Annotated in this window: 19 protein-coding genes; 2 read left to right on the top strand and 17 right to left on the bottom strand. The window is 40.9% G+C overall.

From position 1 onward, the window contains the following. The first annotated feature begins 427 nt into the window (after nucleotides 1-427). On the top strand, nucleotides 428-1378 hold the full coding sequence (locus tag V1467_RS01175; protein WP_416306981.1) for a DUF4382 domain-containing protein: 951 nt from the start codon (nucleotides 428-430) through the stop codon (nucleotides 1376-1378). A 269-nt stretch (nucleotides 1379-1647) separates the two neighbouring features. Here V1467_RS01175 and arr read toward each other — a convergent pair whose 3' ends face one another. From arr to V1467_RS01090, 17 genes are all read right to left on the bottom strand, one after another. Next, nucleotides 1648-2061, bottom strand: a complete 414-nt coding sequence (gene arr, locus V1467_RS01170; RefSeq protein WP_416308629.1) for an NAD(+)--rifampin ADP-ribosyltransferase — start codon at nucleotides 2059-2061, stop codon at nucleotides 1648-1650. Nucleotides 2062-2531: 470 nt separating this feature from the next. Further along, nucleotides 2532-3143: a LysE family translocator gene (locus V1467_RS01165; RefSeq protein ID WP_416306980.1), complete on the bottom strand. Its 612-nt coding sequence runs from the start codon at nucleotides 3141-3143 to the stop codon at nucleotides 2532-2534. Nucleotides 3144-3230: 87 nt separating this feature from the next. Beyond that, on the bottom strand, nucleotides 3231-3869 hold the full coding sequence (locus V1467_RS01160) for a dihydrofolate reductase family protein (RefSeq protein WP_416306979.1): 639 nt from the start codon (nucleotides 3867-3869) through the stop codon (nucleotides 3231-3233). Nucleotides 3870-3979: 110 nt separating this feature from the next. Continuing rightward, a complete protein-coding gene (locus V1467_RS01155) occupies nucleotides 3980-4414 on the bottom strand; it encodes a GFA family protein (protein ID WP_416306978.1) in 435 nt (144 codons plus the stop codon). 568 nt (nucleotides 4415-4982) lie between these two features. Continuing rightward, nucleotides 4983-5375: a hypothetical protein gene (locus V1467_RS01150; protein ID WP_416306977.1), complete on the bottom strand. Its 393-nt coding sequence runs from the start codon at nucleotides 5373-5375 to the stop codon at nucleotides 4983-4985. Between the two features lie 114 nt (nucleotides 5376-5489). Next, entirely contained in the window at nucleotides 5490-5816 is a 327-nt protein-coding gene (locus V1467_RS01145; protein ID WP_416306976.1) for a low molecular weight protein tyrosine phosphatase family protein, read from the bottom strand. Between the two features lie 95 nt (nucleotides 5817-5911). Continuing rightward, on the bottom strand, nucleotides 5912-6268 hold the full coding sequence (locus V1467_RS01140; protein WP_416306975.1) for a hypothetical protein: 357 nt from the start codon (nucleotides 6266-6268) through the stop codon (nucleotides 5912-5914). A gap of 501 nt (nucleotides 6269-6769) precedes the next feature. Next, nucleotides 6770-7198, bottom strand: coding sequence for a DoxX-like family protein (locus V1467_RS01135; protein ID WP_416306974.1), 429 nt, complete (start codon nucleotides 7196-7198; stop codon nucleotides 6770-6772). Continuing rightward, the gene (locus tag V1467_RS01130) at nucleotides 7170-7631 is read right to left on the bottom strand and encodes a thiol-disulfide oxidoreductase DCC family protein (RefSeq protein ID WP_416306973.1); all 462 of its coding nucleotides are present in this window, start codon (nucleotides 7629-7631) and stop codon (nucleotides 7170-7172) included. Before V1467_RS01130 ends, V1467_RS01135 begins: the two co-directional genes overlap by 29 nt. Then, nucleotides 7618-8073, bottom strand: a complete 456-nt coding sequence (locus V1467_RS01125) for a hypothetical protein (protein WP_416306972.1) — start codon at nucleotides 8071-8073, stop codon at nucleotides 7618-7620. Before V1467_RS01125 ends, V1467_RS01130 begins: the two co-directional genes overlap by 14 nt. A 128-nt stretch (nucleotides 8074-8201) precedes the next feature. Continuing rightward, the gene (locus V1467_RS01120; RefSeq protein WP_416306971.1) at nucleotides 8202-8864 is read right to left on the bottom strand and encodes a phytanoyl-CoA dioxygenase family protein; all 663 of its coding nucleotides are present in this window, start codon (nucleotides 8862-8864) and stop codon (nucleotides 8202-8204) included. 130 nt (nucleotides 8865-8994) lie between these two features. After that, on the bottom strand, nucleotides 8995-9240 hold the full coding sequence (locus V1467_RS01115) for an Imm32 family immunity protein (protein ID WP_416306970.1): 246 nt from the start codon (nucleotides 9238-9240) through the stop codon (nucleotides 8995-8997). Nucleotides 9241-9339: 99 nt separating this feature from the next. Continuing rightward, a complete protein-coding gene (locus tag V1467_RS01110) occupies nucleotides 9340-10047 on the bottom strand; it encodes an alpha/beta hydrolase (protein WP_416306969.1) in 708 nt (235 codons plus the stop codon). A gap of 5 nt (nucleotides 10048-10052) precedes the next feature. Further along, nucleotides 10053-10934 (bottom strand): hypothetical protein, encoded by an 882-nt coding sequence (locus V1467_RS01105; protein ID WP_416306968.1) that lies wholly within the window; start codon nucleotides 10932-10934, stop codon nucleotides 10053-10055. Between the two features lie 125 nt (nucleotides 10935-11059). Beyond that, nucleotides 11060-11572 (bottom strand): hypothetical protein, encoded by a 513-nt coding sequence (locus V1467_RS01100; protein WP_416306967.1) that lies wholly within the window; start codon nucleotides 11570-11572, stop codon nucleotides 11060-11062. 215 nt (nucleotides 11573-11787) lie between these two features. Beyond that, a complete protein-coding gene (locus tag V1467_RS01095; RefSeq protein ID WP_416306966.1) occupies nucleotides 11788-12204 on the bottom strand; it encodes a hypothetical protein in 417 nt (138 codons plus the stop codon). Between the two features lie 78 nt (nucleotides 12205-12282). Then, entirely contained in the window at nucleotides 12283-12687 is a 405-nt protein-coding gene (locus V1467_RS01090) for a hypothetical protein (protein ID WP_416306965.1), read from the bottom strand. A 245-nt stretch (nucleotides 12688-12932) separates the two neighbouring features. Between V1467_RS01090 and V1467_RS01085 the strand changes: the two genes are divergently transcribed. Further along, nucleotides 12933-13898, top strand: coding sequence for an integron integrase (locus V1467_RS01085; protein WP_416306964.1), 966 nt, complete (start codon nucleotides 12933-12935; stop codon nucleotides 13896-13898). Nucleotides 13899-14038: the final 140 nt, after the last annotated feature.

Below are 14038 nucleotides of genomic sequence, written 5' to 3'. Positions count from 1 at the left end.
TTATTCATTGGTTCAATTCTCCATTTTTGAAAAAGAAAATAGTTTTATAAAAAACATTCACATCACGTAATCGAACGCCAGTCTGCAGATTCGACATACTCGATAAAAAAATAAAGGGGTCCGATTTCATATAACACGGAATAAAAATAGCAAAACAGGGTGGGTTTTCACCTTATCTATATCAGCAATCCATAACTATCGCCCTGCTGTTACCTTACGGCAACAATCATAAAATACTGCCGCCGGCCTTAAGCATCACGACTACAGACTGTGATGATAATTCATACACAATAATGTTACTTATTGGTAACTAATACCGGCTGGAAAAACCACTGATTTCACATAACCAATTGAAATAAAAGCCTAATTTATTGGTGGAACAATTCTTGATATGTCAACTTGAATTTATAATTAAATAGAGGTTTACATGCATTTAACCCTTTCAAAAATATTGTCGCCACTTATCATTTTGTCACTAGTTGGTTGTGGTGGTAGCGACGACAACGACGACCTGACTCCCAATCCTGCTCCAGACTCATCAACGACCTTTTCATTGGCGGTATCTGATGCACCTATCGACAATGCCATTTCAGTGATGGTGTATTTCGACCAAGTTGAATTAAAAGGTGAAGGTGATCCTATTGTGGTCGATGTTCGGGATGAAGATAACAATCCTAAGCAAATCGATCTGCTGTCAGTGCAAGGCAGCGATTTTGAACTTATTGTTGATGATATGGATATTCCTACCGGAGATTACACGCAACTAAGGATCTCGGTTACCGATGATTCCTACATCGAAATGGATCAAGGCACATTCCCGCTTCAAGTGCCTAGTGGCGAGCTTAAACTGGATGGTTTTACCGCACTGCCAAATGTAGCGGCGGCCTATACACTGGAGTTCGATTTACGCAAGTCGCTGGTAGATCCTGTGGGTCAGCAAGCGGTTTTCCTTAAACCACGAGGAGTCCGTCTGGTCGCCAATCACGAAGTTGGCGTGCTGGAAGGGACAGTATCAATGGCGCTCATTACTGATCCAAGTTGTACGGCTTTACCCGATATTAATGCGGGTAACGCTGTCTATTTATACAACGAAGATATCAGTGATTTGGCCATGCTAGGTGATGATGCCGATGAACCAGCCGATCAAGATGAAGTCTCGCCTTTTAGTACTGCCACTGTCAGTTTTGATGAGTCCACCCAAGAGTATCAGTTCCAGATGGGTTACATACCTGAAGGTGACTATACATTAGCGTTTACCTGCCAGGCGGAACTGGACTTGCCTGAAACCGATGAAAACAGTGAAGACGGTTTTGAGTTTCTCATATCAATGCCCGTCACCGTAATGGCCGAGCAGACAACCAGTGTTATGGTCGAATAACGCTATTGCAGTCCCATACCGGCAAACCAAATAAAAACCGCTTCGGCGGTTTTTATTTGAATTAACGTTAGTGTACTAAGGCAGCTATATCATCAAGTTTTGAAGCAGATTGATTCAGTCTCGTCCTATTCTGCCGAATGGCTGAAATACGCCACAAGGCTGGGCGCATATTAGAAATTCCACCCGAAATATATCGACGACGCCTGTTTATCACCCAGATTGATAGTTAAACGGCTCTGCACTCACAAGGGACAGGGATATCCCCAATATCAGTTAACAATCTCGCCCTTGTTTTTAGCCAGTTTCTCGCGCCATTGCTGCAGTTGTTCGGCGCTTATCCTGACCCAATCGGTCACTTCCCCGGTAATCTTCAGGGGAGCCCGAGAGCGGTAAGAACGAGTCGGATTACCCGGAAACTTTTTGTCCGTCACATTGGGATCATTTTCAAATTCGCCGGTGGGTTCAACAATATACACACGCTGAGCACCATCGCCTTTAGCCAAGGCAGCTGCCAGTCCCGCCCCATTAATAATGCCGGTAAAATAAATGTGATTCATTTTTAGTTCAGGCTGATAGTTGGAACTGCCTCCTGCTGTCAGCATATCGCCAACCGCCAAATTCGCCTTGGTTCCGTGGTAAAAAGGTCCCTTGTCGCTCGGATTATTTTTGAACGATGTCGCCAGTTGGTAATGCTTGGCAGCTCTGTCGGGATCGTTCAATGCCTCATAACATTGGGCTATGTTGGTATATAAGGAAGGGAAAGCGCTCCTGACGGTGTCATCATCTATTTTTAAGCCAAACTGCAACATAGTTTCCAGCCATGTCAGTTTATCGGACAGCACTTTTTGATGCCGCGCCACGTAATGGGCGGCAATAAACTTCTCAAAGTCGTAGGAAGCTTCATTCCAGGCCTGAAGAAACAACTTACTTGCTTCTTCGGGCTTACCCTGCTCTTCCATCGCCATGCCTTGAAGACAATGCTTAACAACATGATTATCCGGATTGAATTCCATCCTAATTTCGCCTTTGAATTGAATGACTTTACACTTTTAGTCGCGCCCTGTTACACAAACTAGAGTAACGAATATTTTATATGCCCGGCCCCATATGCAAAGGTGCAAATGGCCTAAACCGCTCTGGTTAGTTCAACTCATCAAGCGAGTTGTCTCACAATTTCGGCTATTACTGGCACAACGGATAACGCAAGCAATCCGGCCATCGCAAAGTTGAACCCCTTTCTGCTTTTAGGGCTATTAAGCAGGTTCTTGAGTAACGAACCAAACGCCAGCCATAGTCCAACACAGGGAAACGACACAACAAAGAAGGTCGCCGCTATCATAATATTCTGACTGTAAAAGCCGGCACCTACTGTAGTAAATGCCGCTATGGCTCCTGTTGCCACCACCCACGCCTTGGCATTCACCCATTGGAACAAAGCCCCTTTCATAAATGAAAAAGGCGCAGCCTGACTGTTTGAGCTCACTGTTTCGGCAGATTTAGCAATAAGGTAGGCCAGGTACAACAGATAAATCACCCCCACACATTTGATAACAAAGTGCAGACCCGGGAACAATTCAAATAGCTGGGAAAAGCCAAACCCGACCAACAGCAGCATGACGGAAAAACCCACACAGATCCCCGCCAGCAAAGGCAAACTGCGTCTGACCCCGAAATTGACGCCTGAAGTCATCACCATAATATTGTTAGGTCCGGGGGTGACAGACGATGAAACCGCGAACAAAACAACAGCAAATAAGTATTCCATCTGGTCATCTTCAGTAAAGAACGTTTCAAAGCCTACATATGGGGGTGTTTTGAAACTTGTTCAAGCCTCGCCAGCGGGTGCCGGTGGTTAAGCCCGCACGTAGCGCAGATGTGTCGCATCCGGAGTATTAAGCACCTCATCGATACGAAACTGTGGTATGGCTTGGTGCAAGTTCTCAAACAAGCGCCGGCCTGCACCAAATAGTATGGGCGCCAGGGCAATTTCCAGTTCATCAATCACGTCCAGATTTAAATACTGCTGAATGACATTAGCTCCGCCCGAGATACGAATATCACCATCACCTGCAGACTCCTTGGCCTGCTCAAGCGCGCTCTCGGGGCCATCATTGATAAAATAGAACGTCGTCCCGCCGGGTCGAACCCAGGGTTCGCGCTGCTCATGGGTAAGAACATACACTGGCGTGTGAAACGGAGCTTCTTCCGGCCATGAAATCTCACCTTGCTCAAACATTCTTTTGCCCATGATATTTGCACCACTGCGCTCCATGGTATAACGAAGCATGTCATTAACCGGCCCGGTCTCTCCTCCAGGCCCAAAATTGAGATTCTCGCGAAAGTATTGCTGTTTAAGGATCCAGCTCATCATAGTTCCCCACTTCGCTCCCCAGTCTTTAAATTCGGGGCTATCCCAATTTTCTATTGTCATGCCTTCTGGCGCCATGTAACCGTCAAGACTCAATCCAATATTGGCGAATATTTTTCCCATTGTATTTTTCCTCAAGATTTCGCTTTATATGTAGCACCTAGTCGAAACTGACGTTGGATAATCGACAAACCTGACGATTCAATTTAGATATTGGCCATGTTGTTACATTGCTACAAAAAGTCACCTTCAAGTTTTCCCTCGGAAGAGCCTTTAAATTGCTGAATATTATCTGTGATTTCGTAAAAATCTGATTTGTCTTCAACAAAGATATGTCCGATCGTTTTTAAGTTAGTTGGACTGTCAAGCGAACCAGCAATGATGCCGAGTGTGTTTTGTTCAATATTATCCCAAAACAAACCCGAGCCGCATTCCCGACAAAATCCTCGTTGTGCCGTGTCTGATATCTTGTACCAACTCAAACCTTTATCACGGGTAATTGTAATGTTCGATTTTAAGGCTTTTGAATGCGCTCCAAAGTTACCGTTAAGCTTGGTGCATTGACTACAGTGGCAATTAACTACGCCTCTCAACTGGCCTTTAATCTCATACCGTACGGCAGCACAAAAACAACCACCAGAGGTAACCTTGGATTTTTCTTTAGTCATAATCATTTCCTAATAATACTGACGCCCGAGTGGGCTTGAGAGCAACTTAACGCGTTTGTTATGTTTGATATACATATTGTACATTTACTATGACAGCGACAATAAACGCCATGAAAGCAAAGCTTCTGACGATTAGCCTAAATTGCTTGTAAAGGTGTTCATTGTTTCTTTTATCGTAGTGATCAAAGACTTCTAGCAGTAAGTAAAGCGCTCCTAAAATAAACGAAACCAGTGCAACGTATATTGCATCGCCATATAAAGTGACTTCCGTCCTTGTTCCCAAGGGTAAATAAAGCTCTTCATTCCAAATCCCGTAGCCGCCTAACAAAATCAATACAAAGGCAAGGATTAGATTTCCTATCCGAAGACTTCCTGGCACTGTGTTGGGTACATAATCTGTATCCGCGGTAGTTTTTTAAACACGACTCTGATGAAAACATTAACAACATCAAAAGGATGAAACTTTTCGAAAGCATTTCCCCAGAGAAATATAACGCTTCAAACAGCGTAAAATACGAGCAACTCGGCCATTTTTGGCCAACGAGTGGTTTCCCCATGATTTAATTTGTTAGGGTTTTGCATTAAGTTTGTTCAATACATATTTCGCTGATTCACTTTCTAGCGGCCATGAACTGCATCGGCCCGATATGAACTCGTTATTATTTTTACGTGTAATAATTAAATACTCAACGCCCATTTCATAGCGATAACCACAAGCCGCCGTTTCTCGGCGAGTCATTAAATGGAGCGTTGGCTGAGCGAAATTTAATAAATTCTCTGTCACTTCAAATACATACTCTTTCTTAGTCAAAGAAAATGTCCAAGGCTCAGAAGTAACAATTGCAGTAACGACTGCGTCTGAATCCCAATTGATTTCAACATGCTCAACACAGGAACAAGCACTGGCCTTTACTGGAATAAAGCTAAATAAGAAAAATACTAAAAAAATACTCGGCTTCATTGAGTGAATCCTAACGTCCCATCCAGGGGCTTTTAATAGTTGGCTAAAATAACGAACGCAATGACAAAAGCCAACGGTTAAAAGTCCCGCATTGCAACGGTTTGTTATATGTACTTATAAACGGACATACTTAGGCACTTTATTTTTTAACAGTCTGACTAATTCTGGTTGCATACGATCATAATTATCAGGAATATCAAGGCAAACCAAGCGCTTGTTTTTAAGCAGCTCTTTATACTTCTTTGATACCTTATTTTTATGTGACTTTTCCATAACTAGAATTACGTCGGCCCATTCAACAAGATCACCTGATAAAGGGGTTTCCGCATCAGAATTGGTACCACAACCGATAGCCTCTACACCTTCATATGCAGAGAATACTTCTTCTCCAGTTGGGCTGCGTAGTCTATTTTCACTACATACGAATAAAAGTTTAGTCATACTTTCCTGTACACATAACGCTTTGGACAGCGGAAAAAGCGAACGTTTGGCGCAACCAACAAGTGGTTTTCCGATAATTTAACTACGAGAGGACATTACCAGAATGCCTCCACTTGCTTAACTAAGACTGATACTGGAATATCAATACCTGATAGGTTTTTACCACTTAAATTAACCCCCACAACCTTTTGTTCTGGTGGGAGGATTGGTAAGAAGTGAACCTTGAACTGTTCCCAGCTCACGCTTCTTGCTTCCACTCTACCCATTAATTCCGGGTTGAGTTCTTTAAGGCAGTCTATTCTCGACTCAGACGACCAGACAGGAAAGGAAACTTTATTTTCCTTGAGATCGAACTCCAGCAATAACTCTCCGGGTAAAGCTCCAAACCAGACAACCTTAGTTTCAGCCACTTCTTCATAAAACTTATTAGCTTGAGATACTCCCGACGTCACCCTATCTCCTAACGCTTTGCTAATGGAGAAAATGCGAGCTCAGCGAGTATTTGTCCCAGTCGCGTTTTTGCAGCTAACTTGCGCAACTTGTTAGGCATACTAAGGTAGTTTCCTTATGTTGACGTAACCTACTGCTCCACAGCCTTCATCCGCTGGGGATGGCCAATAAACTTCTAAATACGGAACAAATGAAACTCGATCTGGAACAGTAAAACTTCCCAATAGTTTTTCATTAATCTCTCTGAGTTCGATAACCGAGGTAAATAAAGATCCATCCATTTCTAATTTTTTAGGTTTATATTTCAAATAAGCGGTCGGCCTCCCGAGATTTCCCCACCTGAATTGGAAGTTCAACAGTAAAATTATCTCTCGATGTTCCAAAGCTAACTTTAATAAGGTGATTCAGTGCGAGACTGCTATTAGGAACTCTGCACGCCAAGCTCTCAAAATTTACCACTATTAAAAAAAGTATCAGAACTCTATACATGTATGCCTAACGCCTCAAGAACCGGCGCTGCTTGCAGCTTCTGATTTACTTGACTTGATATACGACTTTGCATGTGTGTGAGTAATACATACAAAATATGCAATTACAATTGTTGCCAGATTTATGGTTACTGGATTAAAAGCTTCAATTAATAAGCTTGGCATGATCACCATCACGTCAAGTAAAAGAACTATTAGTAATGTTATTGCAATATATACAGGTATCAGTGAATTTTTAAATAGAAGGATACTTAACGCAAGTATAATCTCAAGTACGCCAGCTAAAGGTGAAGCAACTACAGCGTCTAAGTTATGGGCATTTGTAAGTGATGCCTCAATAGGACTCAGCCATAGAATTTTTGGCACTAAACCATGATATGCGAAAACAAAAGCAAGCGTATACCTAGCAATTGAATTAATTTTTGAAAGTAATTGCATTTCCATTTAAGTATCTTTTCTCGTGGTCAGGAGTAGGTAAAGAGCAATAATTATATTTTCCAAAAAGTGTGTACCTGTTCAGAGCAACTCGATCGTATAACCAGTTTCTTACACCTTTTGGTATAATCGTAAATATTAGTATTAACTTCCATGGAAAACCCAAGGTTTTCATGACGTAAAAGAATGCATCACTTTTTTCAAGGCACTTAGCACTATTAACAACTAACATTGTTTCATATACATCTGTTGGATAGTTGAAATAGTGTAGTATGTCTTTTCCCTCTTGGGACTGTACGCTAGCTAGTTTAAAATCGTGATTTTTATCATGGCGAATAATAAAATTGCTCCATGCGTTGCATAATTTACAAACACCATCAAACAAGATAACTTTATCATCTTCTTCTAAATGTGGAGGTAGTGTTTTTCTATTTTCTTTCATTGATCAAATATCGCTCCAGATTATTAAGGACAAGATTGACAACCATAAAATGAATTTTCTTTATGGGAAGTAGTGTGCTTAAAACTTTAACTTTTTTTGAATTGGCCTTTGTGTTCCATGAGAAAGTAACTTTTGTTTCATCTTTTATCTCGTTTAGTTGAAATTCACCCGAGCCAGTAAAATCACCATTTATATATTCAACGCTAACTCCTTTGAGCGGTTCCGCGTTTATAATTTTCATTTCCATTTTAGGGAATTTGAAAATTCCAATATATAGCCAAATTATCTGATTGTTATATAAAGGGATATGGGGTTCCCGTGACTCTATTTTTATATACGGTTTTGACCAGCTTGTGATATTTCGTAACTCATTTTCAATAGCCAAATAAACGTCTACATTACTTTCTGAAATCAACCTTTCATTTTCTATTGTGAATTCCAATGCGAGCTTCCTTTAGACAGTATAACGCTAAGCTTTAGGGCACAAGCACGTGGGCAATAATCGCGAAGCGCCCACGTGTTTGTGTCCTAGTGACCGAAGGGAACGCCAACAGCGTTTTGTTATGCGCACTATACCCATTTAGCGCTTTCTGGTAGTTCATGGCTACAGTACTCCATGTGAATTATTCGGCGAGCGGTTGGCGTTGTTGCCTTGCTTGAGGCATGTATTAGAAGAGGGTGCATTAAGAGTGCATCGCCCGCGTTAGCCTTGCAATAATAACTTTGTTCCGGCTCACTATGAGCAAGGATTTTTGCTTGTGGTAAAACACCCAGTAAGTGGCTTCCAGGAATGACTTTCAAACACCCATTAGTTTGATCCGTACTGTCCAGATGAAGCCTCACAGTTAGCATTTTAGTGAATACTTCCATCGGTGGTTGAGCATGGTTTACTCCGTCCTTAATCGTCCAGTTTAGCCAATTTGAGCATGTGATCTTTTTTGATACAGCAGTAGTTTTGTCTTGATGCCATGCAACTAACCAATTTTGATTAGGTGTTTTATTAAAGTAGATTGCTCTTGCCAATATTGGTTTGCCGCCAATATGTGAAGCGACAAGTTTTAAAACTCTTTCTGAATTGGCAAAAGAGTTGATGAGTTTTGATTTTCTTTCAATGTTTCTGACACCACCAGAGCGGCTTGGTTGGGATAATTTGGATACAGCTTCCCTGAGGTTTAATATTTCCTCTGTATTCGCAAAATTAGTTACTGCTTCAAATCCATTTTCAGTGAACAAATGTCTGATACCTCATGGCGCATAACGCCCCAATTTGGGGAAATTGCGAGTGTTTTGCCACGAAGTGGCAGCGAGTAATTTTCCCAGGCCAACTTGTTGGCCGAACAATATTGGCTTGTTATAAGCCAAGTTACTTACTTTGGTGGCCATACACAATTAGATGATTAACGATTGAATGGGATTCAGGGCTACCTTGCACTTCATTGGTTAACTCGCTACCACCCCAATCTTCAGTCATAAAATGATCATGAGAGTGGCCTGACTTCTCAGTTTGATTGGCGATTGCTTCTAAGCGGCTTGCTAACCAACGAAGTTTTTCAGGGGAACCATGAATATAGACTTGTTGAGCATCCTTATCTTTTTCTACAGTTAGCATCGGAATCCTTTTGGCTTATAACGCTGCCAACACAGGCTGAGCAGTAGCGAGGTCCAGTCCAATGCTGACTTTTGCATTGGGCGATTGTGCTTGGCTTTGTTATAACTTTGCAAAGCTTGCTATCTCTTGAATTATTAAATTACGTATTTTCCTATTATCACAGGCATATTTATGTACCCAATGTGGACATTGAGGAAGCACAATTTTTTTTCCAAATGAGGATTTGCGAATTGATGACCAGTACTTAGAAATCACTTCTTCAGGTATTACATCATCGTCTTCGCATGCAAAAATAATCGACTTTTTTGTGTTGGTTCGGATTGACTCTTCCACATTTGTATTTAGATAACTTAAAGGCTTCCGAATCTCCTCAGTAAAGCCTTCACCAAACGATAGATCAAATGCATTATCCGTATACATTGCTGGACAAAAAAGCATTAGGGCATCAGCTTTATTTCTTCTAACAATCTCCGTTGCTATATACCCTCCCATACTCGTTCCCATAACTATGATATTGCTACCGTCTTTTATGAGCCGCATTATAGCTAGGGCCTCATCAACTCTTCTGCTTAGGCTTGATTCTTTTATTTTTCCTGAACTCAGACCATGACCGGTATGATCAAAAGAGAGAAAGCTTATATTAAACTGTCTAACTGCTTCTGCTATATATTCAACACGCTCCTTACCCGGAACGCCTCCACCATGTATTGAAAATATAGTGGTTTCAGCTTTCTGGCATTTGTAATATGAGTAAGATATAGAGTTACCCTTGTAATCCAGAAACCCTGAAATGACTGCGCCTCCCATAAAACTTAAGCGCCTATTTTTTCTATTTCTTCAGGCTTGCCTCGATACTTCTTAAAAGAAAGTGATGATGAGATTAGCCCCTCTAGTTTCAACTTATATTCCCTGACCTTAACTTCTTCAGAGGTGATAATTCTTCCTTCAACCATACCATTTGGGCCGTACTTCGACTTCTTTAGAACTGAATTATCTATAATTATGTAGTCTTCAATTTCTCGCGAAGTTTTTGCTGAATCCTTAAGAATCATTACATTGATTCCTCGCCTGAAATGATCATCTAAAACATCTAAATTATTGAGGATCTCTGTTAGTGGCTGAGCAAAAACCCTTGTCACTTTAACTCTTCTAGATTTTATTATTTCACTTGTCACATCTAAATAATTGTCTGCATCTTCCAGCTTCCAATCCTCAAAGGGACTAATATCAACCATGTAAACATACTCTTGAGCAAAAGAAACCGCCATAGCTGATAATTCAAAGGGGCGTGTTTTTAGAAATTCAGTATAACCCCTACTAATAGATTCAATATTTTCTTCCAATTCTTTTAGGCTTTTCTCTGCTATTGCTTTCATCACACAACTATTGTTGATGTCTAACTTTCGATAGTTGGACGAAATGGACTTTATCGCTTCGCTTACCCTTCCACTTAAATAAACCTCTTTATCTAGAGCGTAAGCATCGATGATGCTGGCGATGACTTTTTCCGATCGTCTTTCTCCATCACTCTTTGTTCTCATAACAATTATCAATATTTCTGTAACTGTAAATAATAATGCAAGCAGTGCAGCGAAAAGCCACCCATCAAACCCCTCGGCAATATTATTTATAGTTACCAGATACCCAACAATAACTGGGACAATAATATTTGCCGCTATTAATATAAATCTCATAACTACCTATCCAATCCTGTTATAACGCCAAGCTAACGGGCAGTGACGTAGCGGCATAATCGCGGAGCGCCGCTGCGTTACTGTCCCAGCGAACGAATTGAGCGAGTTAAGCGCTTTGTTAGGCTCTACACCTTGCACTCTAAAATTTCCTGTATTTTATCGCTAGCTCTATTGCACACGCCTTGCATATCGGCATATCTAGCCCGTAGATCAGAACAAACTTTTTTATGATTATCAGACGTTAAACTTGAATCAAAGGTCAATTTAAAATGCTCTCTAGTCCAATCTACTTCTTGATTATAAATGTTGAGTATATTCTTCAACTCATACAATTTTGACTGAATATCAATTGGGAGCTTCGCTATCTGAGCTGAGCTTGAATCCATTAATGCTGTAGAATATTTTTTTAAGCCCACAGACATGTTTTCGTCTGCTTTAAACATTTCGACAGTTGTTTTGAATTGAGACTCATCTGAAGCGATCAGCATGTCCAAAAGTTTAATTACAGCAACATTTTTGTCTGGTTGGTTTTGTTTGCAAATGACTTTGCGGATCTTTCGAAGATAATCCTTGTCCATTGAGCCGTACTTTTGACCCAATGAAAAGCCAACCAAAGTGAATCGAAATTGTAATTCCATGAATTCTAGCTTTAGTGCACTTAAAAATGCTTTTTTATCCCGCGCGTCTTTAATACCGGAAATAATGGCAGGACTTAGTAATCCAAGCAACCAGCCCAATAAGATATATAAAATTTCTATAGCAGCCTCCTAGAGCCTAACGCAAAGCACACGGGCGACAGTCCGCGCAGCGGGTTGGCGTCCCAGCGACCAACGAGAGCAAGTGATACGTATTGTTAGGCATTTTTAGCACTCAGCCTGTTTTGCCAAAAGTTATTGAACCTGTTGCTTACAGAGAAAACACTGGAAGCGATTACCAATAAATCTATAGCTAAGACTATTCCACCTGCATAAAGCAATACTTCGGAAGTTAAATTATCGCTGATGCCATATAGGTTTAAAGCTCTTATAGCTGCCATCCACAAAAAGCTATAGACACACAAACGAATCTTTTCGCTACTTCTGAACTGTCGTTTAAATGTTCGAGAAAAATGCCAGCATAAAATAAACAGTGAAAGATTTACCGCAATAATTATTCCTGCAATCCCTAACTCTATTTCGGGTGCTATAGCTAAAAGTGAAAATGCAAGTGAAAGCCAGACTATTGGTACTAGTATCGAATAAATGAATATCGCCGGTGACTTACTTTCCATGTTTAAAACTCCTGAATGCCTAACGCCCAAAGCAGCGAGCGCCGCTTTTTGGCGTCCGCTGCCTTTGCTTGTTAACTCTTATTTCCAGAACTGCCACCATTTTTTGGTTTCCTGATTTTCTGGAAGCTCATTGTTACCTATGTAAGCTTTATCTGCTTGCGGGTCGAAGACGATAAGCTCATGTTGTTCGAGCAAACTCCATAGAAAATTACCTACTTCTGATGCGCGACTAAAAACCATGCTCACGATTATGTGGCCTTCACCTTTGTCGAAGCCACATGACCAAGGACTATCGTCAACCTCTTCATCGGAGAGAGTATCAATGCATGGGTATTCATTTTCTAAGGCCGAAATAAATGACTTTAGCGCTTCCGACTGAGGCCATGAAGGGGGTGCTCCTTCGCAGCTACTGAGATAAGCAGCTCTCACCTCCGCAGTTGTGGCTCCTTGTTTAATTGAAAAGAAGCCTAAATCATGACTCATACTCGAATTCCTTTTGGAGAGTTAACAACTTAATAGAAGGATTTAACTCCGTATTCGTACCGGGTGAAATTCCTTCTTTCCTGATTTTATTTTTTGACCATACTCTGGATATTTAACTAAATCAATTTGTTAGCTGTGAGTTATTTATGAGTCAGAAAACAAAAGAGACTTTTCACCCGCAAGTTTTTGAAAAACCCTCAAACCTAAACTACTGTATATAAAAACATGTAAATTTAGGATTAATCATGGCTTCCCAATTTTTAATTTATGTCGGTGAATTTATGCTGACGCGTCGATATGCCAAACGTACCATCAGTACTTATTTGTATTGGATAAAGTTTTTTATTTTGTTTCACCATAAACGCCATCCCAATGATATGGGTGATGCCGAGGTGGAGTCTTTCTTGAGTTATTTGGCTAATGAGCGTCATGTTGCAGTTAAAACACAAGCAACAGCATTAAATGCTATTTGCTTTTTATACCGTCAGATCATTCGCAAACCGCTGTCTCAAGATATGCAATTCAACCAAGCAAGAACAGCACAAAAGTTACCCGTAGTTTTAACAACTCAAGAAGTTTACCTGTTACTCTTACACATTAATCCACAACATAAGCTGTTAGCTCAGCTAATGTATGGTAGTGGATTGCGTCTGATGGAGGCGGTACGATTACGCGTTCAAGATATTGATTTTGATTATCTTTCCGTTATGGTTTGGCAAGGAAAGGGCAATAAAAATCGTCGCACAACTTTGGCTACAGAAATGGTTTCGGCACTCAAAGAGCAAATGACTCAAGTGCAGCGCTATTTCGATTTTGATCTTCAAAATCCAGATTATGCCGGTGTTTGGTTACCCTACGCGTTAGCCAGAAAATATCCTGTTGCACCAAAACAACTGGGATGGCATTACCTTTTTCCTTCAAACAGGCTCAGTATTGATCCTGAAAATGGTTTACATCGTCGTCACCATATTGACGAAACAACAGTACGCAAAGCGATTAAGTCGGCGGCTTACAAAGCCGGGATAGAAAAAAGAGTCACTTGCCATACCCTTAGACACAGCTTTGCGACTCATCTTTTAGAATCTGGTGCAGACATTCGTACTGTTCAAGAACAATTAGGCCATAGTGATGTTAAAACCACCCAAATCTATACGCATGTTTTAGAACGTGGCGGCAATTCGGTGATCAGCCCTCTTTCCAAACTTATATAATTGCCAGCCAATAAAAAAACCCGCCGAAGCGGGTTTTAGTATTCTATACAAGGCTAACAAACAGCACGTATTTCACGCTGGAAAAATCAGTATTGGCAAGGCGTTATGAGCGTAGTGTAGGTTTTCTTCTACATGAGCGA

This window comes from Neptunicella plasticusilytica (assembly GCF_047922965.1).
GTDB lineage: Bacteria > Pseudomonadota > Gammaproteobacteria > Enterobacterales > Alteromonadaceae > Neptunicella > Neptunicella plasticusilytica.
Note: the sequence above shows the minus strand (reverse complement) of the source record. Positions and strands in the feature narration are given on the sequence as shown.